Source organism: Roseivirga echinicomitans (assembly GCF_001592935.1).
Lineage (GTDB): Bacteria > Bacteroidota > Bacteroidia > Cytophagales > Cyclobacteriaceae > Roseivirga > Roseivirga echinicomitans.
The window spans coordinates 120272-146076 of record NZ_LRDB01000004.1; the positions used below are offsets into that span (position 1 = coordinate 120272).

The 25805-nt window shown below is 40.5% G+C and carries 25 protein-coding genes, 1 other RNA gene and 1 pseudogene; 10 read left to right on the top strand and 17 right to left on the bottom strand.

What is annotated here, in order from left to right; translation table 11 throughout:
- On the bottom strand, positions 1-624 hold the full coding sequence (locus AWN68_RS06605; RefSeq protein ID WP_068413058.1) for a DUF2306 domain-containing protein: 624 nt from the start codon (positions 622-624) through the stop codon (positions 1-3).
- Between the two features lie 157 nt (positions 625-781).
- Between AWN68_RS06605 and AWN68_RS06610 the strand changes: the two genes are divergently transcribed.
- Together AWN68_RS06610 and AWN68_RS06615 are read left to right on the top strand one after the other, a co-directional pair.
- A complete protein-coding gene (locus tag AWN68_RS06610; RefSeq protein WP_068413061.1) occupies positions 782-1111 on the top strand; it encodes a hypothetical protein in 330 nt (109 codons plus the stop codon).
- 30 nt (positions 1112-1141) lie between these two features.
- Positions 1142-1507, top strand: a complete 366-nt coding sequence (locus tag AWN68_RS06615) for a hypothetical protein (protein WP_068413066.1) — start codon at positions 1142-1144, stop codon at positions 1505-1507.
- A gap of 429 nt (positions 1508-1936) precedes the next feature.
- On the opposite strand, the gene AWN68_RS06620 is transcribed toward AWN68_RS06615, so the two are convergent.
- Together AWN68_RS06620 and AWN68_RS06625 are read right to left on the bottom strand one after the other, a co-directional pair.
- Complete coding sequence (locus AWN68_RS06620; protein WP_068413071.1) at positions 1937-2656, bottom strand: pseudouridine synthase; 720 nt, start codon at positions 2654-2656, stop codon at positions 1937-1939.
- 92 nt (positions 2657-2748) lie between these two features.
- Complete coding sequence (locus AWN68_RS06625; protein WP_068413077.1) at positions 2749-3126, bottom strand: DUF983 domain-containing protein; 378 nt, start codon at positions 3124-3126, stop codon at positions 2749-2751.
- A 102-nt stretch (positions 3127-3228) separates the two neighbouring features.
- Here AWN68_RS06625 and AWN68_RS06630 point away from each other — a divergent pair, with 102 nt between their 5' ends.
- A complete protein-coding gene (locus tag AWN68_RS06630; protein ID WP_068413080.1) occupies positions 3229-4101 on the top strand; it encodes an AraC family transcriptional regulator in 873 nt (290 codons plus the stop codon).
- A gap of 15 nt (positions 4102-4116) precedes the next feature.
- Here AWN68_RS06630 and AWN68_RS06635 read toward each other — a convergent pair whose 3' ends face one another.
- Positions 4117-4893 carry a hypothetical protein gene (locus AWN68_RS06635; RefSeq protein ID WP_068413083.1) on the bottom strand — a complete coding sequence of 259 codons (777 nt, stop codon included), beginning with the start codon at positions 4891-4893 and terminating at the stop codon, positions 4117-4119.
- 72 nt (positions 4894-4965) lie between these two features.
- Here AWN68_RS06635 and AWN68_RS06640 point away from each other — a divergent pair, with 72 nt between their 5' ends.
- Together AWN68_RS06640 and AWN68_RS19065 are read left to right on the top strand one after the other, a co-directional pair.
- Positions 4966-5955, top strand: a complete 990-nt coding sequence (locus tag AWN68_RS06640) for an acyl transferase (protein WP_068413086.1) — start codon at positions 4966-4968, stop codon at positions 5953-5955.
- 93 nt (positions 5956-6048) lie between these two features.
- Complete coding sequence (locus AWN68_RS19065) at positions 6049-6186, top strand: hypothetical protein (protein ID WP_172796044.1); 138 nt, start codon at positions 6049-6051, stop codon at positions 6184-6186.
- Here AWN68_RS19065 and AWN68_RS06645 read toward each other — a convergent pair whose 3' ends face one another.
- The 3 genes from AWN68_RS06645 to AWN68_RS06655 all read right to left on the bottom strand — a co-directional run bounded on the left by AWN68_RS06645 (position 6187) and on the right by AWN68_RS06655 (position 8710).
- Positions 6187-7341 (bottom strand): sigma-54-dependent transcriptional regulator, encoded by a 1155-nt coding sequence (locus tag AWN68_RS06645; protein WP_068413089.1) that lies wholly within the window; start codon positions 7339-7341, stop codon positions 6187-6189.
- Positions 7342-7472: 131 nt separating this feature from the next.
- Positions 7473-7807: RNase P RNA component class A (gene rnpB / locus AWN68_RS06650), an RNA gene on the bottom strand.
- Positions 7808-7843: 36 nt separating this feature from the next.
- Positions 7844-8710, bottom strand: coding sequence for a hypothetical protein (locus AWN68_RS06655; RefSeq protein ID WP_068413092.1), 867 nt, complete (start codon positions 8708-8710; stop codon positions 7844-7846).
- 224 nt (positions 8711-8934) lie between these two features.
- On the opposite strand from AWN68_RS06655, the gene AWN68_RS06660 reads away from it, so the two are divergent.
- From AWN68_RS06660 to AWN68_RS06675, 4 genes are read left to right on the top strand one after another with little or no spacing between them, the layout of a single operon-like run.
- Positions 8935-9771, top strand: coding sequence for an ABC transporter ATP-binding protein (locus AWN68_RS06660; RefSeq protein WP_068413093.1), 837 nt, complete (start codon positions 8935-8937; stop codon positions 9769-9771).
- On the top strand, positions 9764-10510 hold the full coding sequence (locus AWN68_RS06665) for a hypothetical protein (RefSeq protein ID WP_157716112.1): 747 nt from the start codon (positions 9764-9766) through the stop codon (positions 10508-10510). Before AWN68_RS06660 ends, AWN68_RS06665 begins: the two co-directional genes overlap by 8 nt.
- Position 10511: 1 nt before the next feature.
- On the top strand, positions 10512-10871 hold the full coding sequence (locus tag AWN68_RS06670) for a GntR family transcriptional regulator (protein WP_068413096.1): 360 nt from the start codon (positions 10512-10514) through the stop codon (positions 10869-10871).
- Positions 10872-10873: 2 nt separating this feature from the next.
- On the top strand, positions 10874-11749 hold the full coding sequence (locus AWN68_RS06675; RefSeq protein WP_068413097.1) for a hypothetical protein: 876 nt from the start codon (positions 10874-10876) through the stop codon (positions 11747-11749).
- Here the strand turns inward: AWN68_RS06675 and AWN68_RS06680 are convergent.
- The 3 genes from AWN68_RS06680 to AWN68_RS06690 form a co-directional block, all read right to left on the bottom strand.
- On the bottom strand, positions 11709-12584 hold the full coding sequence (locus AWN68_RS06680) for a DUF2279 domain-containing protein (protein ID WP_068413098.1): 876 nt from the start codon (positions 12582-12584) through the stop codon (positions 11709-11711). The two genes, AWN68_RS06675 and AWN68_RS06680, sit on opposite strands and share 41 nt — an antisense overlap.
- A gap of 102 nt (positions 12585-12686) precedes the next feature.
- The gene (locus tag AWN68_RS06685) at positions 12687-14180 is read right to left on the bottom strand and encodes a BCCT family transporter (protein ID WP_221405708.1); all 1494 of its coding nucleotides are present in this window, start codon (positions 14178-14180) and stop codon (positions 12687-12689) included.
- A gap of 84 nt (positions 14181-14264) precedes the next feature.
- Positions 14265-15248 (bottom strand): endo alpha-1,4 polygalactosaminidase, encoded by a 984-nt coding sequence (locus AWN68_RS06690; protein WP_068413104.1) that lies wholly within the window; start codon positions 15246-15248, stop codon positions 14265-14267.
- A 481-nt stretch (positions 15249-15729) separates the two neighbouring features.
- Here AWN68_RS06690 and AWN68_RS06695 point away from each other — a divergent pair, with 481 nt between their 5' ends.
- A complete protein-coding gene (locus AWN68_RS06695) occupies positions 15730-17991 on the top strand; it encodes a S9 family peptidase (RefSeq protein ID WP_068413105.1) in 2262 nt (753 codons plus the stop codon).
- Here the strand turns inward: AWN68_RS06695 and AWN68_RS06700 are convergent.
- The 7 genes and pseudogenes from AWN68_RS06700 to AWN68_RS06730 all read right to left on the bottom strand — a co-directional run bounded on the left by AWN68_RS06700 (position 17988) and on the right by AWN68_RS06730 (position 25755).
- Positions 17988-19085: an MBL fold metallo-hydrolase gene (locus AWN68_RS06700; protein WP_068413106.1), complete on the bottom strand. Its 1098-nt coding sequence runs from the start codon at positions 19083-19085 to the stop codon at positions 17988-17990. The genes AWN68_RS06695 and AWN68_RS06700 overlap by 4 nt on opposite strands.
- A 31-nt stretch (positions 19086-19116) precedes the next feature.
- Positions 19117-19512 (bottom strand): hypothetical protein, encoded by a 396-nt coding sequence (locus AWN68_RS06705; RefSeq protein ID WP_068413113.1) that lies wholly within the window; start codon positions 19510-19512, stop codon positions 19117-19119.
- Positions 19509-20309: a hypothetical protein gene (locus AWN68_RS06710; protein WP_157716113.1), complete on the bottom strand. Its 801-nt coding sequence runs from the start codon at positions 20307-20309 to the stop codon at positions 19509-19511. Before AWN68_RS06710 ends, AWN68_RS06705 begins: the two co-directional genes overlap by 4 nt.
- Before the next feature lie 90 nt (positions 20310-20399).
- Positions 20400-21251, bottom strand: a pseudogene (locus AWN68_RS19175) (DUF5694 domain-containing protein).
- 244 nt (positions 21252-21495) lie between these two features.
- Positions 21496-21882, bottom strand: a complete 387-nt coding sequence (locus tag AWN68_RS06720; RefSeq protein WP_068413118.1) for a hypothetical protein — start codon at positions 21880-21882, stop codon at positions 21496-21498.
- A 101-nt stretch (positions 21883-21983) separates the two neighbouring features.
- Complete coding sequence (locus AWN68_RS06725; RefSeq protein WP_068413119.1) at positions 21984-22496, bottom strand: hypothetical protein; 513 nt, start codon at positions 22494-22496, stop codon at positions 21984-21986.
- A 76-nt stretch (positions 22497-22572) separates the two neighbouring features.
- Positions 22573-25755: a WD40/YVTN/BNR-like repeat-containing protein gene (locus AWN68_RS06730; RefSeq protein ID WP_068413120.1), complete on the bottom strand. Its 3183-nt coding sequence runs from the start codon at positions 25753-25755 to the stop codon at positions 22573-22575.
- Positions 25756-25805 lie beyond the last annotated feature (50 nt).

Genomic DNA, 25805 nt, shown 5'->3' on the forward strand with positions numbered 1-25805 from the left:
TTATCTACCTTTCGTTTTCTTCAAAGCTGGTAACCACGTCAAGAAGATTTCTCCACAAATGATTGGTACAAATGAAAAGAAGTATTCATTTACAGTTCTACCAAATGTTGGGTCGTCTATTTGCCCGAATAAAAAGTCTAATGGAACAATTCCTCCTATTCTTACCGCTATGAATGATAGCACACAGATGTAGCTTCTAACCATGAATTGTTGATGGGCTTTAATGTTTTTGTTTTTTATACACCACCATGCTGAAAATGTAGTGAAGAGAACCAAAACAGCTAAAATGAGAAGCGAAACCCGACAGGTTACACATGTGCTTATTAATGATAATCGAAGGGCAGATAACCCTGCAATGAAAGCTCCAATAATATATATTTTACCTGAAAGCCTGTGAAAGGTCACATATTTGGTTCTAAGCCATTTTGAAAATTGAAATGGCCCTAACAATAGGGCTAAGGTGCCACCTATTAGGTGTGTACTTACCCAAAGTGGATTACTGGTATAACTGTCACTTCTATATCCTGTGAAATAAACACCTACATTTTCGATAAAAAAATAGATGGATAAACCTATGATGATTATCCATGAAATGAAGGATAGGAATCGTTCAACTTGTTTCATTTAGTACAAAGGTTTTGGTTGTTTGTCATTAAGCTCCAGCGCTTTGGAAGGCCAGTGAAGTTAAGAATACTTTTTGGCTTATTGATAGCGTAAGTTTATGCTAAGCGACACGGTAGCCTTGACTTGTGAAGTGTGAAATAACGAAGCCTAGGAATCTATGGTGTATTCCTACCAGATGTATGGTTACCCAAGCCAAACCGTGCAAGAAACGATTGATAGCCTAGAAATGGTGCGTCAGATGTTCGAATTAGGGATTATTCAGTCTGGGTTTTGGTATCAATTTGCGCTGACTGCCCATAGTCCTGTTGGGCTTAATCCTTCGGAATATGGAATTACACCCAATTACAAATCGATTTTATTTGCGAATAATGATGTGATGTTCAAGGGCAAAACGGGGTTGGACCATGAGCAATTTAGCTTTGGGTTGAAGAAGTCGCTTTTCAACTTTATGCATGGCATTGGTTTCGATATGCCGCTACAAGAGTGATTCGAATTTAAAATTCCAAAAACGAAAATAGTGCGAGACTTCATTATCAACAGCTTAGAAAATGAGCCCATATTAGTGACCCGATCCACCGCTAAAATTGTATGGTTAGGAGGAACCCCGTTGGTTTCTTTTCAAGCCAAAACGAAAAAGGGAATTACCCGAGAAAGGGCACAGCTCACCTTTTTCACCAAGCGAGAAAGTTTCGATATCACCACAGAGGGTGAAAAAGCAGAATGGCTTATTCACATCCTTGAGCAACTAAAAATTGGTGCTGAACCTTTGCTCGCCTACGCACAAATCAAAGCCGATTATGAAACCCATTTCGAAGATTTCGAACTCTTTTGGGTATCTAAACCTATCAATACGCTCAGAGAACAAGGTTTGCTAGTTTTATAAAGTTTAACGAAAAGAACGCGGAGTAACGCCCTTTCAGGGCTGAGATCAGCTTAATGCTTGCACAAACTCCAAGCCCCGTTGGGGCGAGACCTTTGTAGCCCCAACGGGGCGAAATATCAAAGGAATGGGTATAGCCCATTCCTTATCAGTATATAATTATTAAGTCCTGAAAGGGCGGAATAGTTTAGTTCCTTCGCTTCTCATCGGCAAAAGATCCTGCGAACGGTACCCCTCAGTATGAAAAGGAGAGTGCAAATAGCTTGCTTCTCAGTCATCCCTGTAGGCCCCGAGAAGTTCGGGGTTTTTCAGTAACACAATGGCTTTAACCATTTTGGCGAACAGAGTCTTTGATTAATAGTTTGTCGCAAGTTCTGCCAAAGGACAGATAAATCGGAGAACATGTGACAGGGTCTATATGGTAAGACAGCCTTAAACACTAAACTCTAAACTCTCCAACATCCTTTTAAACTCACTTTGGTAATCGGCTTTAATCTTAATTTTTTCACCAGAAACCGGATGTTCAAATTCTATTTCAATGGCATGGAGCAGCATTTCGGTTAAATTCCACTTTTCTAGAAAGAGCTTGTTCTGTTTGTTGCAGCCATGAGGGCGGTCGCCAATAATGGGATGAAGGATGTGGGCGAAATGCTTTCGGATCTGGTGCATTCGACCTGTTTCTGGATATACTTCCACCAAAGAATAGCGTGAGGTGGCATGCTTACCAAAAGCTACGGGCACTTCCGTGCGTTCTAAGGTTTTGTAGCGGGTAATGGCCTCTTGCGTTTTACCTTTGTCGTTGGTCAGTGGGTAATCAATAAGTCCTTCATCCTCCGTATAACCCCGAACAATGGCGTGATATGTTTTGTCAACCGTTCTATTTTCAAACTGAGACTGTAAGTGGGTGAGGCTTTCGGGGTTCAGCGCAAACAAGAGGACGCCAGAAGTCTTTCTATCCAGTCTATGAGCAGGGGAAACCTTCTGCCCAATTTGGTTTCTGAGTTCTTGCACCGCAAAAACATTGGTATTGGTAGCAATAGGGGATCGATGTACCAGTAAGCCATTGGGTTTATTAATGGCCACCATCACTTCATCTTGATAAAGAATTTCTAGCGGTGTTGAATCTTGGGGGACTTGAGTAACTTCTTCCATATAAAAAAGCCTGAACCTGAATGTAAGTTGGTTTCAAACTGAATGATGGAAAGGTATCTTAAAGCCCATTTAATTTCAAGCTTTAAGGCTTTCTATTTTGTCGTAGGTTCGTTTCCCTCTTTTCTGGTGAAGATGTACATCCAAAGTATTCGGGAAAATTTGTAGTTGGGGAAAATTAAAATCAAGATTACAGCGACAATGACACCCATTGTGCCATCAACTGAGAGGTTTAGGTTGAATATTTGTATAATTATAAAAGTTACCAAAGCTTCTGCCATGGTAATTCCGTAACTCATGAACATGGCACCATAGAAATAACCCGGCTCACGCTCAAACTTATAGTTGCAATGGGGGCAGTTTTCGTGCATTATTGGCCCTTTTAGTTTGAGAATGTTTCCATTGGTGATAAAAACTTTCCCCGTTTCACATTTTGGGCATTTGCCTTTCCTTAGTGCGGTGAATCTGCTCATAGGTTATCAATTATGCCACAAAGGTAAAATGTACTGTTTAAATAAGCTGTTACAAAGAACGCTATTAATAGGACAATCAAGACATTTTTATGAAATTGCACCATGCCGAATATTCCTGTATTACATCTCGATCAATTTTTGCTCAGTCAAGGAAATGGGGTGTATGTGAATGATTTGAAAAATCATCTTATCGATCACCATAGCATGATTTTTCTTCCGCATAAGCATGATTTCTACTTAAATGTATTGTTTACTGAAGGGACAGGAGTTCACGAAATAGACTTTCAAAGCTATAATGTGGGGCCGGGGAGTTTCTTTGTTTTAACCCCGGGCCAAATGCACCAATGGAAACTGTCAGATGATGTGAAAGGCTATGTGTTTTCTCATTCCAAAGAGTTTTACCTGCTCAGGGACAATCAGTTTGAATTGGACAGATTTCCCTTTTTCTATTCGAATCAAAATACACCTGAAATTATTTTAGATGCTGAAAAGCGGGCTTCTTTGGCAGAGATTTGTCAAACCATGCTGGAGGAGTTTCATGAGGATAGGGAGCATAAATCTCTTCGAATCCATGCGTTGATTACTTTGATTTATGTGGCTTTAACCCGCGCTTATAGCTCTTCCAGCAATAAGGTGGAAGGAGTTTCTCGATATGGCAGCACAATCAAGACTTTCGAACAACTGGTTGAAGCGCAGTTTTTACATCGTAAATCGCCAACGGAATATGCTGAATTACTCAATGTTTCACTAAAACACTTAAACCGAATTTGTAATCAAGTTTTGGGAATCTCCGTCAGTCAAGTGATTACGGGGCGCGTACTGCTGGAGTCCAAGCGCTTATTGATGATCAAGGATTTGAGTATTGCTGAAATCGCAAATAGGTTGGGTTATAACGACTATTCCTACTTCTCGAGACTGTTCAAAAAGAACACGGGTCAGACCCCTCAAGAGTTTAGGAAGAGTTATATTATTTAAGGGATGAAGGTTAAATTATTCTATTCTCGCACTTTGTAAAGTAAACTCGGGGGTTTCTACAACGTTGCTGCGGTGCAATGCCCTGTCTTGAATTTGGAAAACTATCTTAATTGTGTCAGTTCTAAAAACAGGAAGAAAAAGCCCTGATTTCATATCGTACTTAATTACTCCTTCAATGGGGCCAGCGTTTTTAGATACTGCTGAGCATGGATCATCTTCATTTGAAAGGCATGGGATTCGACTATCGAAAGGAATTTCTCCACACAAGGTAATTCCATTGGCCGATTCTGGTATTCTTCGAAAATTCAACTCTTCATATGTACCGTTCTTTTTTACAAAAAAATCAATAAAGAAATTGAAACGGTCTTCATTCAATTCTATTCTTAGGGTATCTGTAACGGTACCATTACCATTCAAATCAAGGCCATTGTCTCCTTCTCCAGCTTCTCTAATGTAATCTACGCAGGTAAAGGGAGGGTCTTCTGGCCTTTCACCAAACTTTACGATCTCTCCATTGGGGTAAGTGACAAAGTCATAATCGGGCCCAGTATCTCCTCCATCAATGCCGATGTCGCCATCACCATCTGAAATATTGAATGACAAACTCAGTTGGCCAGTTCTAATTTCAACGCCAGCAGAACCAATCACTTCAACTATTTCTTTGAACTCTACCTTATTAAAGCCAATTGAAGGCTCTAAGGGTAAATCTGGGGGGCGATTACAGGCCAGTACAAGCCCAAATAGCGTAATTGAAAGAATGATTTTATAATGTTTTTGAAAACTTAACTCCATCAGCTTTTATAACTCAATACAATTATAAGCATATTTGCCCTAATGCTCTATTAAGGGCCGATTGATTAACGAATGGATGCTGTGAAAAGTTTATATGAGCAAGTTTTTTCTGTCGATGAAAACTCATTTGAAGCATTGGCCTTGGATATTTTCAGGGCTCAGCACGAAATGAATTCTATTTATCGGGATTTTGTGAATCACTTGGGCGTATCTCCTGAGTTGGTCACTAAGCTTGAGCAAGTCCCTTTTCTCCCCATTGAGTTTTTCAAAACGCATACGATTAAATCAGGCGATTGGCAATCTGATGTTTGCTATGAAAGTAGTGGGACTACGGGCCAAATCACCAGTAAACATTGGGTGGCCGATGAAGAATTTTATTTGAAAATAGCTGAACAGATTTTCGCTAAAACCTATGGTGACGTAAAGAATTATACGGTTTTGGCCTTGCTTCCTTCTTATTTAGAAAGGAGTAATTCTAGCCTTGTAGCGATGGCCAACAGGTTTATTCAAATTTCAAAAGACCCATCTTCTGGCTTCTTCCTTAATAATTCACAAGAACTTTATGACACACTTCTAAAATGTAAAGCCGAAGGTAGAAAGACGATTTTGTTGGGTGTCACTTTCGGCTTGCTTGATTTCGTTGAGCAGTTTCAAATGGATTTCCCTGAACTGATAGTGATGGAAACAGGTGGAATGAAGGGCAGGAGGGAAGAGCTGGTTAGAGACGAGGTGCATGAATTTTTGAAAGCAGGGTTTGGCGTGGAGAATATCCATTCAGAATATGGAATGACTGAGTTGCTATCGCAAGGCTATTCACAAGGAAAAGGGATTTTTCGTTGCGGTTACACCATGAGAATTCTAACGAGGGACATTAATGACCCGCTTACGGTAACGAATCAAGTGCGCAGTGGTGGTATTAATATTATCGATTTGGCTAATCTACACAGTTGTTCCTTTATCGAAACCAAGGATTTGGGCAAGGTATATTCAGATGGTACATTCGAGGTGCTTGGAAGGCTCGACAATTCGGATGTTCGAGGTTGTAATCTAATGGTGGGTTGAAATATTATCTACTTCAACCCGTTCTGATTGAAAATTGAGATTTTACTATTGAAACCATAATAAATTTTTAAATTTGCTATTCAAAATTGAGTGATGAAGAGATTTAAGTTAGTAGCCCTTTTGTTAGCAGTTGTGATTCTTGGCGTTTCGTCTTGTACCCAAGCTGCGTGCCCTGCCTATACTAAGGCAGATATGGAGTATCAAAAGGACGTGAAGAAAGCCCGTTTCTAATTATACAAGGTACTTCTTTACATCTTCGGCACCAATCACATCACCAGCCATAATGATCAATCGTTCGGTTACGTTGCGTAATTCACGAATGTTCCCTGACCAATCGTATTTTTGAAGTTCTTCAATCGCGCTGTCGTCAATCGCCTTCTTTTTGTTGCCGTATTCGTTGGCAATGTCTTGCAGAAATTTATCTACCAAAAGCGGAATGTCTTCTTTTCTATCTTTCAAGGCAGGTACAGCAATAAGAATTACGCCCAATCTGTGATACAAATCTTCACGAAAACGACCTTCAGCAATTTCCTTTTTTAAGTCTTTATTGGTGGCCGCCAATACACGAACATTCACGTTGATGTCTTTGTCGCCACCCACTCGGTTAATCTTGTGTTCTTGCAAGGCACGTAATACTTTGGCCTGTGCCGAAAGGCTCATGTCTCCAATTTCATCCAAGAAAAGTGTTCCGTCATTGGCTTGTTCAAATTTACCAATGCGCTGTTTGATAGCAGAAGTAAACGATCCTTTTTCGTGTCCAAATAATTCACTTTCAATGAGTTCAGAAGGAATTGCAGCGCAGTTGACTTCTACAAATGGCGCTTTTGCACGATTGCTTCTTTCATGAACTCCATGAGCGACCAATTCCTTACCCGTTCCATTTGGGCCAGTAATCAAAACGCGGGCATCGGTAGGGCCTACCTTGTCCATCATTTCAATAATGTCTTTCAAAGCGGCAGATTCACCCACCATCTCATACTTTTTGGAAAGTCGCTTTTTGAGGGTTTTGGTTTCCGTAACTAAAGATGATTTCTCTAGCGCATTTTTCACCGTAAGCAAAAGTCGGTTTAAATCTGGCGGCTTCGGTACAAAGTCAAAAGCACCCATTTTCGTAGCGTCCACAGCTGTTTCTATGGTGCCATGTGCCGAGATCATGATGAACTGGGTGTCGATGCCTGCCATCTGAACGCGCTCCAAAAGCTCAATTCCGTCCATTTTAGGCATTTTAACATCGCAAAGGGCAATGTCGTATTTGTCGGCAATAAGTTTCTCTAAACCTTCCTGGCCGTCTTTGGCTTCATCGATAGTGTAGTTTTCGTATTCAAGAATTTCGCGCAAGGTGCTGCGGATACTTTGTTCGTCATCGATGATTAGAATTTTTGCCATTTTCTGATGGGTTAGTGTTTTGGAAAAATTAGATTGACATTCTTCGTGCCAACAATAAGCGAAATTAATGTTTCTGCTTAGAACTCAAATGGAATTATATGCGGATTGCTAATATAAACCCAAAGAGAAAAAAAAGATACAAGCCGATAAGCCGGGTTCTGTTCCTCAACTAGGTCAAGGCCCTTATCATTTATCTAGCCCCGTCATTACTGGCGGGATCCATCTGCCTACCCTCCTGCATTGGGCGGGAACCCTCAAAAGCAGGTATATGTGACATTTCACCGCATAGAGTTTACCTGGTTTCACTACAGCATTACCTGTACATACTTTCTGTTGCACTTGTCCTCTCCGCTTTCGCTAAAGCTAAGGCGGATGACGGCCGTTAGCCGCTATGCTTCCCTATGGTGCCCGGACTTTCCTCTCCGATTTTGATTACTCTAGTCGCAGCGATAAGGTGGCTTGTATCGGGGGCAAAGGTAGGGAAGTATTGCGAATAGACCTTTTAATGGTTGATAAACAATTCGGTTAAATCCATGGTGTAAGCTTCTGCATCGCCTACCGCAACAAAGGCTTGAGTGCTACAGTTTTGGGGCTTGAGTTCTATTGTTTTGTTCGTCCCTTCGCTACTTATTCTGAATTTACCACCCGTCATTTGGCCAACTCCTGATTTAAAACAATTGGAATTGTAAGTGACTTGGGTAAACGAATTGCTTTCAAAACTCACATTATTTCTATTCAAACCTGATTTTTGAAATTCAGTAACAAAGTAAAATTCGGTTTCAGTGATATCTGTAAAGTCCCATGTAGTGTTTCTTTCAGAACTGTAAGTATAAGAGCTGAGGTCATCGAAGGTTAAAATGCCATCATCAACTGTTGATTGAATTTCAGCATATTGCCTGTGCGTATCTCTGTTGTTTGTTATTGTTCTATTGCCTGATACGAGTACACTTTCGTATTGATAGTTTTCTAGTGTGATTTCTACTCTTCCAAAAACATTTTCTTTTCGTTCAAAGAGGTTAGCGGTCACTTTGCCAGCCTTAAACCTGCCCATTTCATCCCTACAGCCTGCGCCAAAATCGATAATCACTTGGGTGTTGTTATTGGTGGTAGTTTTTACTGCACAACGGGTTCTGAATTCGTAAGGGTTGTTTAATTCATGGGTTTGGGTTCCTGCAGCTACACCACGAGTGAGCGTGAAATTGAAGAGCTGAGAGAGTACCATTTTCTCAATATCATCATCAATAAACTCGGCAATAATTTCTGTGACTACTTCTGAATCATATTTTGGAGAGGGGAGCTCTTCTGGATCTTGGCGACATGATATGCAGGACATAGAGAGTAGAAGCAAGCCGTATTTCAGAGTTTTCATGATGGTTTATTAAGGCTGATGGTTAAATAACTCATATTCTAACGAATATATTACGCTACGCTTGAATTATTTAAATCAATGCGTAAGTGTATAGAATTGACTTTTTGGAAGTTCATAGTAGACTTTATGACTTTAATAGTTTTGAAAATATTTTGAGTTTCTGTTGCGAAGAAGATTTTTTTCTATTATTGTTGCAGTGTACTAGTTATCTAATACACTAAAATATGATCTCAGTTAAGAACTTATCATTTCATTACGCCAAGAAAAAGGAGCTATTTCATGAACTCAATCTTGAGTTGGGTCAAGGGAATATTGTTGGCTTATTGGGGAAGAATGGGGCGGGCAAAACAAGTCTCATTAAAATACTCACGGGTTTGCTTTACCCCAAAGCTGGTGAATGTCAAATGCTAGGGGAGACTCCTTCAAAGCGTAGTCCTCAGTTTTTAGGCAATGTTTATTTTCTGCCCGAAGAAATTGAAGAGTCTAACCTTCGAATGGACAAGCATGTGGCCCTTTATGCACCATTCTATCCCAAGTTCGATCATGAGGCATTTGCTTCAAACATGACCAGCTTCGGGATCGATCCATCCGAGAACCTTAAAAACTTATCCTACGGCCAGAAAAAACAGTTCTACATTTCATTCGGTCTAGCTTCTGGCTGTTCGTTGTTGGTATTTGATGAACCCACCAACGGATTGGATATACCTTCGAAAAGCGTATTCCGAAAATTGGTGGCCTCAAGCATGACGGATGACAAGCTTATTCTTATTTCTACCCATCAAGTGCGTGATTTGGGGAATCTAATTGACAGGGTTTTAGTGCTTAATAATGGCGCCATTATTTTCAACAAGAGCACGGAAGACATTTCTAATCAATACGACTTTGTGTCCACCGATACAGTTCCAGATTCTACCCAATGGCTCTACCATGAAAGGGGCTTAGGCAACGGAAAGGCCATTGTTCAATCACAAGGAAACCTGGAATCAAAAATTGATTTAGAATTACTCTTTTCTGGCATTGTTGCTCATCCCGAAAAATTCAAAACAACAGCTCATGAATAATTCAACGATTAGTCTGCAAAGGTTAAGCAGCTTAGTAAAGCTCACACTTCATCTCAACCTAAAACGAATGCTCTATACTGCCTGTATTGGTTTGGGCTTTGCCATATTATTTATAGTGATATACTGGAATATGGATGTTTACTACAATGATATGGTCTTCAGTCGACATGAATACTTGTTTGTTCTGTCACTCTATATTTCAGGCTTTATTTTCACTGGTAGTTGCTTTATTCGTTTCCGCTCTAAGCAAGGAACTATTGACTATTTAATGCTCCCAGCCAGTAATACAGAAAAGTTTATTAGCGAGTTTTTACTTGCCACTTTGGTTTACCCCTTGTTCTTTTTACTAAGCTATTGGCTGTTTTCAGTTATCGTGAATGGTGTTTTGAATAATATTTCTCAAGCCTTTTTTATGCCTTTTAGTTTCAATATAGCACCCTATGGTTTAGACTTTATGGTTTACTTTTTCATTCAAACCATATTTCTTTTTGGGGCAGCCTGTTTTCAAAAGATTCCTTTGATGAAAATAGTATTATGGGCTTTATTGGTTGCTGCCATTATTGCTTTGTTATTCTATACTGCTTGGTTGAATTTTGATTATTCGAAAGGAACTGATGAACTGGCAATGAATAAAATCTTCTATAGTTCACTGGTCTATAACTGGCACTTTTTAACAATTCCAGTTGGCCTAGTTTTCTGGCTGTTGGCATTTTTGAAATTAAAGGAAAAAGAGGCTTAAGATGGAATTCGAAGATAACAAATCCATATTCCTTCAAATAGCTGATATCATGCTTTCTATGATTATCAGGAAGCAATGGAAAGAAAATGAAAGAATTCCTTCTGTACGTGACTTGGCTGTGGAGTTGGAGGTAAACCCGAATACTGTAATGCGCTCTTATACCCACCTTCAAGAATCTGAGATTATTTATAACAAAAGAGGAGTGGGGTATTTTGTAGAGAAGAATGGCTGTGCGAAGGCCAAAGGGCTAAAGAAAGCTGAATTTTTGACCCAAGACTTACCGCAAATTTTTGATAAAATGGATGTATTGGACATGTCCATGGATGAAATAGTTGAATTGTTTAACAACCGAAAATCATAATTATGAAGGCGTCTAAATTGGTACTCACTATTTTCTTTGGGTTTATTTTTATTACGGTTGCTTACTTGTGTTTCTACATGCTTTCCACAAATCATAATAGAGGAACGAAAGATGAAGTTCGTTATGATTCTTTTGAAACTCCTTTCAAACACTTGGTGGTAGAAGATGGCTGGCGCCTATCTGCCTTTATTGGTGATGACCCTGTGTTGTTTGATGATCTACACTGGTTTACAACTGATTCAGTTAAGATCAAGGAGGTTGAGGCCAAATTGGCCTCAAACGGAATGCTGATGACACAGTATTACCCTGTTTACGATGACAAAGAGCTTCTAAGTAGAATTGAGATTAAAAATGACACTTTGTTCTTTAGGAAAGTGAAAAGGATAACGTCATCTATTCGAACGATCAGGTTGAATTTGGTTGGTTTGAGCAGTGTGAAGGTTTCAGGAAAAAGCTCGGTTTCAATGTATTCTAAAAAGAGGTATACTGAAAAGAACTACTCTGATGAGAAGTATTTTAATTTGGGACGTTTTACAATAAACACTAGTGATCAATCATCTGCAAGTGCTAATCGATTAGTTTTTGATCAACTAACGGTACGGTCGCAGGATTTCTCTCAGGTGAGTCTAGAATATATGTTCCTTAATTTCCCTCAAGGGATAAAGGAGGTGCCACTTAATTCTGATGTTGAACTTTCAGACAATGCCACATTGAGAATTCGTCAGAAGGAAATCCTTTTAACTAAATATAAAATTAGTGACGAAGCTGTAATTCATTACCCAAACAAATCAATTGAAACGGTTTATGGTAAAAAGGATTCTAGATACCTGATCGAACTTAATAAGCAAACCAATGCATCTTCGACTTCTTCGAATTAAACTCGAATGCTGGTGCAGGAAGGTGAATACCATCTAAGATAAATAGCAGCGTTTTGAGCCACTTTTTATCGGTTTTAATGTAAGAAAGGTCGAAATCTATGCCCAAGTAAAGCTGACGGTAACTGTCAAAACCAGCTTGGTCGTTTTGGACAACTCTGGCGCGGATCATGTCTTCCGCCCCAAAACCAAGACCCAAGTTCAGCCATTTCGGGAAATTAGACTGCTTTGCAAAAGCATGAATATCTATACTGAACCAATAGGTTTGGCCATTGTAATCCTTAAAGAGTTCTTCGGCCAGCCCATTGCCTAAAAGGTGTCGGCTTTGCTGCGCTAAAGCGGTTCGGTGAAAGGAGAACTTGGGTTTTATACGTTGCTCGTTCCATAGTAAATCTTGTCCAAGGAAGAATGCTGAGCCGGCTGTATTGGCGATCATGTCGCCATAGGAAAAACCGAAATCAGGCGAAAACCCGTCCAATATTTCGATAGGAATGAGTAATCCAGTTCCAGCCACACTTGCCCAAAAAGCAGCTTTTTTCTCTTCAACGCCTGCCCATTGCAAAAATCCATCGCCAATGCGCGAAAACTGATAGGTGGAATAGAAATGCCCAAATTTATCTACCTGATGCCATTCTGCATTGTCATTGAAAAACTTGAACCTTTCGAAGCCTTGTTCTTTATACCAAACCTGACTGAGCCCGATTAATGTTGCCCCGTAAGTAACGCCACTAACGGTCAATACGGTGTTTAGCCGTTTATTTGGAATGCTGTCATTTTGGAAGGCATACGCTTTTGCCGTGAGCAGAAATGAGAATAGTAAAAGGGCAGTAAATCGCATGGGACAAAGGTAAAACGATTAAGTGTTCTTTTGGAGTGATTTTGAGAATTTAGACCCTTCCTGCGTCAGGGAAAGAAAACAGTCGTCTTTAGGCATTCGAAGCTAAGCCTTTACTTCTTTTTTCTTCGAAAAGAAAAGGACTTTCAACAACCCTAAGTTTACAACAATAATGAGGAGCAGAGCAGGTAAGCCACCTAAATTGGAGAGCATTTTTATGCCGTCAATTCCAGCCATACTTACCATGGTAAATGCCACGGCTCCAATGGTCAATCCCCAAACCACCTTAATGAAAATTGGTGGAGAAGGAGTTTCTGGAGAAATGCCTGTTGAACTGATGCCGCCCATGGCTTCAGTATTCGAATCTGCTGCGGTAACGTAAGAAAGAAAAGCAGTAAATAGAAACACTACGGCCACAATATTACTCCATGGCAATTCTTCAAATACCCGATAAATGATAGATTCTGGCCCTGCTGCTTCTAATAGTTCACCCAAACCAATCCCTTGGTTGATTTGCATATCAATGGCTGTTCCACTAAAAATGGACATCCAAATTACGCCAAACAGGCTGGGTAAAATCCAGTTGACCACCATAAACTGCTTTATCGTATAGCCATAACTCAATCGCCCAAGAAAGAGGGCAGTAATGGGTGCCCAAGCTAACCAGTTGGCCCAGTTAAACGATGTCCAGCTTTTAGGCCACGGGTCATCAGGGTGAAGCACCGAAATAAGGTTGAACTCTGGCAGGTTCTGAAAGTACAGCCCCAATGACTTAATGCTCTGAACCAATATACTTCCCGTAGGGCCAAACACGAATATGAAAATGGCTAGAATGATAAAGATCCGAATATTGAGGTCGGATAGAACACGGATGCCTTTCATTAAACCTGTAATGGCGGAAATGACAAAGGCGGCCACAATGGTCAGGGTGATGATCAATAAAACCGTGTCGGATTGATAACCAAAAAGGCTTTTGATTCCCCCAGAAAGGGTGAGGATTCCTGCACCTAATGAAGCCGCCATGCCGGCTACTAAAGCATATAGACAAATGCTATCAATGCCAATCCCCAACCATTTATGTCGGTTTGGGCCGATAAAAGGGTAGAGGGTGGATTTTAGACTAAAAGCTCTTTTCTCATTGTAAAAAGCCAAGGCAAACATGATGGCTGGAATGGTGTAAATGGCATAAGGTGTAAACGTCCAGTGCAAATACATGACAGATAATGCATAACTGCCAGCTGCTGGAGTATTGGCTTCAACGCCACTAAAACTGGGCGGTGACATCACATGGAAGATAGGTTCGGCTGTTCCCCAGAATATAATGCCCGTGGCAATGGTAGTGCAGATAACGATTGAGAACCATCGCCATTTGGTTAGTAAAGGTTTGGCGTCTTTTCCACCAATTCTTCTTTTCGAAATGGGGTGAAAAAAGATAATCAGGCAGGTGAGGAGCATCATTAAGGTGCCCAAGCTAAAAAGCCAACCAAACTTATCTAGAATGAAATTATTGATGTTGGAGGTGATTTCCAGAAATTGCTCTACATCCACCAAGCTATAAATGAGCGCTACCAAAAGCAGAATAAACGGTGGCCAAAACACCTGATGTCTAAAGCTTTTAAAAAGGGATTTTAATTGATGAGATGAACTGATGGTAGTATTAGTTTATTATTTAATTTAATAATTCTACTCTTCAAAGTATTCAAAAGCGTCTATTATATCCAGATAAACACCATCAAAACCAGCGGCTAAAATCTTTTTAAGGTAGGAGCTTTCATTACCGTAAATAATGGACTTCCAATCGCTGTCCCAATATTTCACTTTGTAATTTCCTTTCCATTCTGGGTTTTCAGGAGTCAACCATTTTGGTGAAGTGTTATACCAATCCTGTTGCCAATAATAACGGTAATCTTCCGCTTCACCAATGGATAAATATGAAATGACTAACCTACTTCCGCCATTAGCTTTGATTTTAAGTCGACTAACTTCATTAGCGCTGAAAGCCACAGCATCAAAGAAAAAGTCTATGATGATAAGATCATAATTTGTGGCTTCCATGGCGCTTATGAATGATTCCTTGGAATTGAAGTCCTCTGGATTGATGATGAAAATAAAGTTTTTGGCTTTAGAGATAAGGTCAATGTTTGAGTTGTTTTCGGCATAAATAGGGGAGGGATGGCTTGGGATATTGTTGAGCAAACGTTCATCTGCAGAGAAGGAAATAAATTCATTGGAGTGATTTTTCACATATGAATCATCCATTTTTGAATGAGTATAGCAGTAGTCAGTCACCAATATTCTGTTTCCTGACTTCTGTGAAATCTTAAGAAGGTTAATCAAACGATTGCTCTCGCTATTAGATGTTGATGTATTAACTCCTTCATAGCCATAAAATAAGCTCTCTTGCCCATTTGCATCTATGGCATTCAAGTAAGTATGATTGACAACACCGTTTTCTTCACTGACCAATTCAATTCCATTTTGTGGAATAATCAAAAAATCAGAATCAACCGCTTTGGCATATTCACTGATTTCTATCACGAAATTTCGCATTTCCTGTCTGTAATTTAGGGACGTATCTTTACTATCGTCTTTATCATTGCAAGAAGGAAGCATTGCGCTAAAGACTAAAATTAAAATGGAGTGAAAATAACTTTGCTTTATGAACATTGATTTGAGTTTAAATTATGACTCTTTGAATTTGGACTTACACTATTCTATAACCTGCTTTTTTGGGTTTCGATGCGCTATAATAATGAGAGCAATCATGATATGCATCGATATCGTTGAGGCTTTTATTGTACCAAGGTCTAATCCAACTTTGTCTAAAGGATTAGTTAAGAAATCTCCAAAAATTACTTTGCTATTCCCCTTATGGAGATACAAGATAGAATAAAAGCGAGGATGAAAACTATAGATTACAGGTTTATCAATGACCGAAGATTGATTTTCTCTTCAATATAGAGAGGGGTTAGTGAGCCCTTAAACACTGAATCATTTAAGCCTGGGAACTTAGTTATTTAGAACTAGGGCTTTTTATTTGTGCTGCTATTCAAGCCCTTTCCGTCATTCAAAGTGTGTTTACCGCTAGTGTATTTGGTGGGCAGGCTATAGTTTTAATGAGTAAATTATTGTTTTAAAACCTTCAGCCATGAAAAAGAACTTATTCTGTAGTACGCTTATTTGCTTGGGCCTACTGCTCTCATCAGGCTTATTCGCCCAAAAAACTAATTTCACAATTGCGGACGCCATCAACGTAAAGTCGCTTGGTAGCCAAACACTTTCGCCAAATGGTCAATTTTTGGCGGGTACTATTTCGGATGGCCGAAGCAGGTTCGGTACTGACCATTTTAGATTTCGCGACCCAAGCTATTTAAGAACCAGCGCAGGTGAATTGGTGATTATAGATACGAACACGGGGGCTGAATCCCGGCCGTTTACAAGCCCTGTAATGGTGACAGGCTTGCAATGGACTGATGATGCTGGGAAACTAGTTTTCTTTCAGCAAAAAGAGGATAAGATGACCATTGCTTACTTTGATATGAAGAGCAAAAAAGTGAGAGAAGTAAAGATGAGCGACAACAGGTTGCTGACCACTAGTAATGGCATGGAACTGTTACCAAATGGAGATGAGGTGATTGTTGGCGTGAGAAGAGAAGGTTGGATGAATAAGGCCATGGCTGAATATAAAGAAGCCACCGAAGGTCCGATTGTGGTTTATGATGGCAATGCGCCTTTCTTGAAATGGGATAAAATCAATGTAACCAACGGGCTAACCGAAATTGTAAAAGTGAGCTTAAAGTCCGGTAAAGTTGAGAATGTGTTGCCTGAATCGGATTATGGTGGGCTAAAAGTAGATGCCGAAGGACAGTACTTGTCATACACGGAGAGTTTCCCAATAAAAACCACTTATGATAGGAGTGAAGGCGGAACGGAATATCAGGCGGGATTTAAAGCGTTATCCTCCAGTGGTGATCCAACCATATTTTATAAGCGAACAAAAAAACGTAGGTCTTTTAGTTGGGACGATGAAGGTAGTCAGTTTGTATGGACAGATTCTGGCAACGTGTACTTACAAACTATTGAGGCGTTTTGGGGAAATGATCCAATTAACCTTACAAAGGGCAAAGCTTTTGAAGATAAAGAGCAGAAGAAAGCAGTGAAATTTTCCGTAATGCAATGGCATCCTCAAGGTGAAAAGCTTTTATTGAGTTCAAGCAAAGGCTGGTGGATAATAGACAGTAATGGTGAAAACCTTAAAATGGTGTACGCCTTGCCTGAAGACAAAGAAGAAAAGAAGAATGCGCCTAATAGAAGTGTGGTAAAATGGTCGGAAGATGGTAATTACCTCTATGTTAGCTATTCAGAGAAAGACAAATGGAATCGCGGTATCCAACGCTATAACATCAACAGCGGACAGTTTGAGAACTTGATGAGTAATAGTAACCTTTATAACGGTTGGCGTTTTGCAGATGAAGGAAACACTGTGGTGTATAGTAAATCTGATGGAGATTACCCTTCTGATGTGTATGTAAATAAGCTTGATTTCAATTCAGAAAAGCAATTAACAAACCTAAACCCTTGGGTTGCCAATAAAAAATGGACTAAGACTGAATTGATCTCCTACCGAGATGCTGATGGTGTTGAGCTTCAAGGCATTCTATATTATCCAGTGGATTATGACCCGAATAAAAAGTACCCTTTAGTCCTTGAAGTTTATGAGACTTTCTTTGACAATGGTTATCGTTCTAGTTTAAATTTACTAGCCAACCAAGGCTATTTCGGTTTAAGGCCTTCTGTAGATTTAGAGCAGGGTTACCCAGGGGAAGCTTGGCTAAAAGGGGTGACTTCGGCCATTAATAAATTGGTGGACGAAGGAAAAGTGGACAACGACAAAGTGGGGATTCAGGGCACTAGCTATGGTGGTTATGCAGCTTCATTACTCATCACCCAAACCGATCGATTTGCTGCTGCAATCAATATTTCAGGCAAGGTGAATATTATAAGCTTTCTGGGCGATAGCCCTAAAATTGGCACTAGAAACTATGCTGCGGCCGAAAATGGGCAAGACAGAATCGGTGGGTCGTTTTGGGACGAACCATTAAAGTATTTTCAAACTACAGCCGTGTATTTTGCCGATAGAATTACCACACCACATTTGCTGCTTACTGGCGAGGGCGATTGGAATGTGCCGGGCACCAACACCCGTGAGCTCTATTACGCCATGCGTAGGCTAGGCAAAGATGTAACTTGGGTAAACTATATGAATGGAGGGCATGGCGCAGGTGGTGCCAGTAATGAAAGTGATTATCATGACCAATGGAATAGGATTTTCGCTTTCTACGAAAAGCATTTCAATCCAAAAGAAGAAAAGAAAGAAGGTGATGCCATAGAAGCGGGTCAGGGAAATTAATCAAGGGATTTCCACCAAGGTTCGTTAGGCTCATTACTCATTACGACTACCTCGCCAATTTGCGGGGTAGTGGTTTTTTGACCCAATCGTTTTGCTGCTGCTGTGCTGCGTTCAATAGGGTCTTTCCAGGTGTGTAAAGACAACGGAAAGCCAGCCCAATGAACGGGCATCATGATGTTTGATTTGGAATCAAGCGCAGCCTGAACCGCTTCTTCAGGGAACATGTGAATGGCATGCCAACGCTCGTTGTATTGGCCGCATTCCACAAAAGCCCAATCAAATGGGCCCAATTTATCACCTACAGTTTTAAATACATCGCTTTCACCGCTATCGCCTGTCCAGTAAATGGAATTTTTGGATGTTTTAAAAACCCAGCCACCCCAAAGTGATTTGGCCCTGTCGGTTAAGCCACGGCCAGAGAAGTGGCGGGAAGGAGTGAAGGTCATGGAAATTCCTTCGAATTCAATATGATCCCACCAATCGAATTCAGTGATTTGATCGCTTGAAACACCCCAAGCTTCTAAATGACGCGCCACACCCAAAGCCACAAACCAGGTACTCACTTTTGACTTCAGTTTTTTAATGCTCGCCAAGTCCAGGTGGTCGTAATGGTCGTGAGTAAGTAGTATCGCGTCAAGCTGTGGTAATTGGTCGATGATGGCTAAAGTGTTTTCGCTGAATCTTTTGGTTTTGAAAGGCGCAATAGGCGAAGTGTCTGGCCCAAGCATAGGGTCAATGAGGATATTCTTTCCATCTAATTGCAACAATACTACTGAATGCCCATACCAGACAAACTTTGGCTTTTCTGGCTCGCTTTTCCATGTAGAATTGTCGAATGGTATGACCGGAATGGGCTGCTTTGGTTTTCGCAAATGACTGTCCCTAAACTGCTCCTTCATTAACCCAATTATGGAACTAAAGCTCATGTCCATTTCGGTAAGGGTTTCATTCACGAATTTCTTGCCATCCCATTGTTTGGATTGGGCATAATGAGCCTGATGTGTTTGCGTAATCTTGCCTCCAAACTGAGGGTTGAAATTGAGAAAGAGCAACAAGGCAATAATTAGGGCAGCAAGAATAATGATAAAGAGCATGGGGTAATTTAAGGAAGATTAAGGCGGATATTTATAAATCGAGTTTTTGTCTGTTAGATCTAATTTTAGAGCTGCTATTTTTTCTCTGTGCTAAACCACCGAATAGCATAGAAACACCACCGAAAAATGGGCCATATACAACTAAAAAGTTGTCTCCCAGATTTATTAAACCCGTATAGGTGGCAATTGTTACCCCGGCACCAAGAAGAGCCAAGATGGCCCCAGCAATGATAAGTTCTGTTGACCTGTTTTTTGAGTTTTTAGTAAAAGCGCTATTGAGTATGTGGTTATCAACCAGTTTTACTATGGCTCTAATGTCTTCTTCAGGGATGTTATTGGGCTCTAATTCCTTTCTTATTTGGTCAATTTGAAAGTCTGGGCTTTGAGACTTCTCTATGTAATAATCGATAAGTTTGGCTCTGCTCATTGGTCGTTTTTCAAAAACTCCATTATTCTTCCGCTCCAAGTAAACCTAACTGAAGCGTCTATTAGCTCTTTCGTTTCCATGTTATATGAAGTTCCGTGTAAGTACGCCTCAACCAAATTGTAGGAGACTTCATGAATCAACTCACCATTATTGCTTTCACTGAGTTGTTCAATACCAAATTCACAGTTACATCGAAAATCCAATAATTCACCACTATCAAAGATGATTTCCTTCTTTTCGTCAAGAACGATAAAGTGCCAGTTTTCGGGATACCCTGTATCATAATTACCGTCATAACCAGATCGTTTAGCCACAAACGTTAGCGTTTGTTTTTGTGCCGAAAAGCTGAAGTTATAGCCCAGAAAATCATGAAGTTTAATATCAGTATAATAGGTCTGTCCATTTATAACTACCTCACTCCAAACCTCATGAGTAATTGACCATTTCTTTGTGAAATCCCTTAGAACTCTTTTGCGGTGACTTGTAATGGTTTCAATAAATGAGCTCTTCATGAGTACCCCAGCTATATCTTCCTTTCCTTGAGGACTTGAATTTTTGAAGAGGACGATAGGCTGTTCACCAACCACTAAATATTCAGTGCGGTCGGTTTGGTTGAGTGTTATTTCAGGCTCAATGACCTTAAGGTCTGTTGAGAAGTAGCTAGAGTCTGTGCTTTTTAGCGTATAAACCCCTGAAATAAATTCGCCATATTCTTCATCATAAACTCTTTCAGTTTGAATTTGGGCAAGCAACTGTGCTGAAATAAACAGTAGGCAAATTGAAAGGACTCTTTTCATTTGATGGGCTTTCGAGCTAGAATATCTTTATCGTTTTGAATATAGTTAAAATGTGAGTTGAGGCACTGACTATTATGTTTAAATCTCTAATTACTTTAAATAATCAAGTGTATTGACCATTTCGAATTTAGGGCTTCTTTCAAGTAATTCCTTTAAAAACGATGCGTGAGCCGCCCCCATGAGAATGAAAACTCTGTCGTCTTTACCCATTGGGATTCGGTTAAGGTTTGAGTAAATTCTCAGGTTTCTTTGATAGAATTTAGCGGCTTCGTCTGCACCCTCAAAGCCATCTTCAGTGCCTACCTACAGCAGATTATCCGCATTGATGTTGATATTGAAATCAAGTGTTTTTGGATGGTTGTAAAACCTCAGTTTTTCTAAAAGCGGTAGGTGATCAAAGTTTTTGTCAAGTTCCGCCAACTCAGGCGAACCTTTAAATGGATTGTTCATGTAATCTCTGTAAGTAGCAGAGTCGATAGTGTTGACGATTTGCTCTCCGATCAAGTAGTTATAATCCATGTAGCTGTCAATTCCATAGAGCTGAGTAACATTATTCAATCTAGCTACATCAAAAGCCATCATGCTTTTTTCTCCATAATTGGTGTTCAATTGAGACGGGTCTTTTAGGTATTCCTGATAAGCTTGATTGATTTCTGCATCGTATTGAGGATGGTTTTCGATACAAATAATGGTCGGTTTAAACTCGGATAGCATTTTGGAAAGGGCACGAATCTCCTCCTGTATTTTACGGTCATCTTCATCAAAATCTACCTTGTTAGCATCAGAGGTATACCCAAAATGGAAGGTGGCCACATTTAGGACTTTGATTCTATCTGATGTTTCCTGCGTTGCCTCAGATTGTGTTTCAATAGTTTTCTTTTGGTTGCAACCCAATAGGGCTATAAATAGCAGCGATAATAATAGGGTAGTTGCTTTATGCATGAAATACTAAGATTTGATCTAGTTCAATTTTGCGCGGAAGATCTTGAAAAGTCTTCCATGAACCAATGATATGGATTAATAAAGTTGGTGGGGAGTCATAAAACCGAAAAGAATCAGGAGATAAATTTAAGGGATACCGAGACAAACTCGGCATGACACTCCGAAAATGCTTGACCTAACCATTATTCTCTCCGAAGTTCCAGAGACTAGGTAAAGGGGAAGAAACATGGAATCAGTTAGTTTCTTAAGTGGTCATGAACTCACGAACCTTGCTTAATATTCTTTGCAATTCCATTTTATAGATATTCACATCAAGACTCTCTGAAGTTCCATCTTTAAAGCTCATCTCAATGCCGTAGTCTAATCCTTTCAAGGATCTTCTATGATAGAATGCCAGAAAAGAGGAGTCATATGATCTACCTCTGATTGAAGTGAGTTCACTAATTTTGAATTTCTTGGTTCTGGATAGTTGGGGTAAGATTGAGGTGTTTAGGTGGTAGAAGTATACACGGTCTATTGCAATATCTTGCTTGCGAGCTAATAAAACTGCCGTGAAGGTTACGAAAGTCAACACATACCGGATGTATTCATATGGCGCTTCAAACTCCCAAATAAACAATTGAATAGTCAAAACCGAGGCAATGAATGCTCTGCTAAACCAAAGACTGGGTTTCGAAAAGTTATTAGTTCTATGTAAAAAATGGTGGTTCAATTTTGGCTATTTATTCGAATTTAGCGCTGATGGCTAAGCTTTAACTCATTAATTAAATGTCTTTTTATTATTCTAAGAGTACGAAAATAAAGAAGCAATGGCACAGTACTTACTAACCCAAGTAAAAGCATTCCCATTAAGGCTCTAGGAATAAGGTATTTTAGCTCATTGGTTTCTTGTATGACGATTTCCGTTAGGATTCCAAAACTCAATATCAAAATGAATGTGAGGAATACTGTTCGACCTATTACATTCATTTTTGAGCTAAATTGAATTTCTGTGCCTTGACTTCTTGGTATCAAATTACCTTTAATAGTAGGGTAGAAAATACCAGTAGAACCAGCCGCAGAATCATAAACCCATAATTTGAATGATTCATTTCTTAAATAACCAGTAACCCTATCATCATGTTTTGCAAAGAAGATCTGTGAAAAATGTGTTTTAAAAGCATCATCGTCTTCGTCTTCAATAATTAAACTGAGTTTCGATTTCAATTCCTTTAAATCATAATCTGTAAAGAACTTCTTCCTCATAAACTAGTTCGAACTGATAACTGATAACTGATAACTGATAACTGATAACTGATAACTAATCCCTCTTAACCAATAACTACCTCCCTCCAGTCTTCTCAATTGTCAAGGTTCTATTCTTCTTCTCAAGGGCTTTGTTGAATTCCTCGATATCATTTTTCTTGATTTTCTCGAACTGTTTTACAGCGTTTTGCAAGCGTTCATTTAGAATTTCAGAAACTTCTCCCTGCTGATTGGTAGGTTTGAAGTCGATGCCGCTGCCATTGATATCGCTGGCCAGAGCACTTAAACGACCATAGAGTTTCATCGGAGAACGGAATGCATCTTCACGTGCTCCTGTCAAATGGATGTCGTAAAGCTTACTAGCAATATCTTCAGCAATGGCTTTTAGGCGAATCGCCTCTTTCTGAATTTTCTTGTCGCTTTCTTCGGCAATAATGGCCTCCAATTCGCTGCGCAAAACTTCTACCGCATTAATGCTGCTCACTGCAATGTTCATGGCATCGCGCAGTTGCAAAGAGAAGTCCACTTGTGCTTGAATATCCGCAATGGTTCCTTCAGAGAATGGGTCTTTTAACACGTTGAACTCTTGGACGATTTCCTTTTGTAGGTTATCATTATTGTCCATCATTTTAAGCACCGCCTTGTATTTGCCGGGCACTACTCTTGGCCCCAACTGACCTGCATTCAAGTCCAAATCCCAAGTAGTTAACGGACGCCAGCCTTCACCATTCAATTCCACCCACGGACGGCCAGGAGGCTGTGTTCTCAGTTGTGGTCGGTAAGTAGATTCATACCTGAGGTTCCAAACGGTGCGGTTTACACCTGCATCTTTAGACGGTTCCATGGTGCGGATCACATCTCCAGTCATCGACTGAATTTCCAACAGCAGTTGGCCATCATGTTTCTGCGGTAAATAGTAATTGATGATGGCTCCATTAGGCGGGTTCTGCCCTGAATTATTGCTTGGCCCATCGGTTTTAATACTTTCTCTTGAATTGAAACGGTAAGCATCGCGCATTTCAAAAACCTGTGCTTCGTTGCCCAGTCTGTCTGCGTTACGGATAGCGCCTAAGTCATCTAAAATGTAATAACCACGGCCATAAGTCGCCACTACCAAATCGTCAAAATGCTCTTGCACTTCCAACCAGTATACCGGGGCAGGAGGAAGGTTGTTTTTTAATCGTGTCCAAGTTTTTCCATCGTTATGGCTGATGTAAATTCCCTTGTCGATGCCCGCATAAAGCATTCCTTCTCTTTTTGGATCTTCCTTCACTACATGCACGAAACTAGACTCTGACTTCGGAATTCCATCTGAAATTTTCGTCCAGGTCTTTCCGTAATCAGCTGTTTTATAAATGTATGGATCGAAATCACCCATTTGGTGCAAGTCAACTGAAATATAGGCCGTACCTGCATTGTATTTGGAAGGCTGAATATTGGCAATGGTTCCCCAAGCCGGCATACCTTTGATATTGGCAGTAAGGTTTGTCCATTTTTTACCAGCATCGCGGGTCAATTGTACTTGGCCGTCATTTGTTCCCACCCATATTAAACCTGCTTCTAAAGACGATTCTTCAATAGCAAAAAGGGTAGCGCCATCAAATGTCATCAAGTTGTCAATGGCCACTCCACCAGAACTTTCTTGGTGACTTTTATCATTCAATGTCAAATCTGGACTGATGATTTGCCAGCTTTGACCGCCATCGTCAGATTGGTGTACAAACTGGCTTCCAACGTAAACTCTGTGTTTCACATGGGTTGAAAAACTCAAAGGGAAATTCCAGTGCCAGCGGTATTTCATGTCTTTTGGTGCCCAGCCATAACCTGCTTCTGGCCAAACGCGCACTTCTCTGGAATAGCCAGTGCGTAAATCATGTCTTTCTAAACCACCGTCATAACAACCTGACCAAACAATATTGTTATCGTTCGGGTCTGGCTTCGCGAAGCCACTTTCGCAACCTCCAACGCCTTTCCATAAGCCCAAAGGAATGTAGCCTTGCAGCGAATTACTCGGCCCCATGTATGACCATCCGTCTTGTCTGTTTCCGAATACATTGTATGGAACTTGATCATCCACTGAAACGTGATACATCTGAGCAATCGGTAATACTACCCGCTGAAAAGAGCGTCCATGATCTAATGTTATACTCGCACCCCCATCGTGGGCTACCATCATTCTATCAGGATTGGTGGGGTCAATCCACATGTCGTGATTGTCACCACCACCGCTCGGAGGCCTTCTTTCTCTGGTTTTACCGCCATCTAGCGATTGCACAAAACGGACGCTCAGCGAGTACACTTCATCTGGGTTTCCTGTACCCACTGCAATTCTAGTATAATAAGGCGCACGCTCGTTCCAATCATGATCTTGGCTCATCAAAGTCCATGTTTCGCCTTTGTTATCCGATCTCCAAAGTTCAGGGCTATTGATTTCAAATAGGGCATACACCACATTTGGATTGCTGTAAGAAACGGCCACTGCGGTTTTCCCCACAGGTCTTTTTTCTCCTCCGGGAAGTCCATTTAAGTTCATCGGCTCCCAAGTGTCACCACCGTCCATAGAGCGGTAAATGCCACCACCATTGCCACCACTGTTCAAGCCCCATGAGTTAATATGCACAGACCACATGGCAGCATAGAGAATGTTTGGGTTTTTAGGGTCAATGGCTAAGTCGGAAGCTCCTGTGTTCTCGTCAATGAAAAGAACCCGTTCCCAAGTATCGCCACCATTTTTACTGCGATAGATGCCTCGTTCTTGTTGGGGGCCGTAAGTGTGACCTAACGATGCAGCATAAATTATCTTGGCATTGGTGGGATGAACAATTACGCGGCCGATACGGCCTGTTTTTTCTAAGCCTTTATGTTCCCAGGTTCTACCAGCATCAGGGGAAAAGTAAATGCCGTTGCCCATGGCATGTGCGGGACGAATGAGGAATGTTTCACCTGTTCCTACCCAAACTTGCTTGGGGTCGGTAGGGGCTAAAGCTACTGAGCCTATAGAGGAAATGTCTTGATCATCGAAGATAGGACGCCAGTTAAGCCCGCCATTCTCGGTTTTCCAAAGTCCGCCAGAAGCTGCACCAATGTAATTGACCATGGGATTGCCCGGTTCGCCAGCAATGGCGATAGTACGATTACCTTCTGGGCCAATAAAGCGAAAGCGTTGAGAACCGAATTGGTCATCTAGGCTGGTTTGAGCCGAAACGAATAGTGGACCAATAAAAAGTAAGGCTAAGAGAATGAATTTGTTGGTGCGCATAGTAAGGTTGTTTCTTCAGCAAAAGATAGAAAATATTATTAGGATGAACC

Bases quoted from the DNA above. Each gene is read 5' to 3' on its own strand.
- AWN68_RS06605 (WP_068413058.1), bottom strand. From the start codon at position 624: ATGAAACAAGTTGAACGATTCCTATCCTTCATTTCATGGATAATCATC.
- AWN68_RS06610 (WP_068413061.1), top strand. From the start codon at position 782: ATGGTGTATTCCTACCAGATGTATGGTTACCCAAGCCAAACCGTGCAA.
- AWN68_RS06620 (WP_068413071.1), bottom strand. From the start codon at position 2,656: ATGGAAGAAGTTACTCAAGTCCCCCAAGATTCAACACCGCTAGAAATT.
- AWN68_RS06625 (WP_068413077.1), bottom strand. From the start codon at position 3,126: ATGAGCAGATTCACCGCACTAAGGAAAGGCAAATGCCCAAAATGTGAA.
- AWN68_RS06630 (WP_068413080.1), top strand. From the start codon at position 3,229: ATGCCGAATATTCCTGTATTACATCTCGATCAATTTTTGCTCAGTCAA.
- AWN68_RS06635 (WP_068413083.1), bottom strand. From the start codon at position 4,893: ATGGAGTTAAGTTTTCAAAAACATTATAAAATCATTCTTTCAATTACG.
- AWN68_RS06640 (WP_068413086.1), top strand. From the start codon at position 4,966: ATGGATGCTGTGAAAAGTTTATATGAGCAAGTTTTTTCTGTCGATGAA.
- AWN68_RS19065 (WP_172796044.1), top strand. From the start codon at position 6,049: ATGAAGAGATTTAAGTTAGTAGCCCTTTTGTTAGCAGTTGTGATTCTT.
- AWN68_RS06645 (WP_068413089.1), bottom strand. From the start codon at position 7,341: ATGGCAAAAATTCTAATCATCGATGACGAACAAAGTATCCGCAGCACC.
- AWN68_RS06655 (WP_068413092.1), bottom strand. From the start codon at position 8,710: ATGAAAACTCTGAAATACGGCTTGCTTCTACTCTCTATGTCCTGCATA.
- AWN68_RS06660 (WP_068413093.1), top strand. From the start codon at position 8,935: ATGATCTCAGTTAAGAACTTATCATTTCATTACGCCAAGAAAAAGGAG.
- AWN68_RS06665 (WP_157716112.1), top strand. From the start codon at position 9,764: ATGAATAATTCAACGATTAGTCTGCAAAGGTTAAGCAGCTTAGTAAAG.
- AWN68_RS06670 (WP_068413096.1), top strand. From the start codon at position 10,512: ATGGAATTCGAAGATAACAAATCCATATTCCTTCAAATAGCTGATATC.
- AWN68_RS06675 (WP_068413097.1), top strand. From the start codon at position 10,874: ATGAAGGCGTCTAAATTGGTACTCACTATTTTCTTTGGGTTTATTTTT.
- AWN68_RS06680 (WP_068413098.1), bottom strand. From the start codon at position 12,584: ATGCGATTTACTGCCCTTTTACTATTCTCATTTCTGCTCACGGCAAAA.
- AWN68_RS06690 (WP_068413104.1), bottom strand. From the start codon at position 15,248: ATGTTCATAAAGCAAAGTTATTTTCACTCCATTTTAATTTTAGTCTTT.
- AWN68_RS06695 (WP_068413105.1), top strand. From the start codon at position 15,730: ATGAAAAAGAACTTATTCTGTAGTACGCTTATTTGCTTGGGCCTACTG.
- AWN68_RS06700 (WP_068413106.1), bottom strand. From the start codon at position 19,085: ATGCTCTTTATCATTATTCTTGCTGCCCTAATTATTGCCTTGTTGCTC.
- AWN68_RS06705 (WP_068413113.1), bottom strand. From the start codon at position 19,512: ATGAGCAGAGCCAAACTTATCGATTATTACATAGAGAAGTCTCAAAGC.
- AWN68_RS06710 (WP_157716113.1), bottom strand. From the start codon at position 20,309: ATGAAAAGAGTCCTTTCAATTTGCCTACTGTTTATTTCAGCACAGTTG.
- AWN68_RS06725 (WP_068413119.1), bottom strand. From the start codon at position 22,496: ATGAGGAAGAAGTTCTTTACAGATTATGATTTAAAGGAATTGAAATCG.
- AWN68_RS06730 (WP_068413120.1), bottom strand. From the start codon at position 25,755: ATGCGCACCAACAAATTCATTCTCTTAGCCTTACTTTTTATTGGTCCA.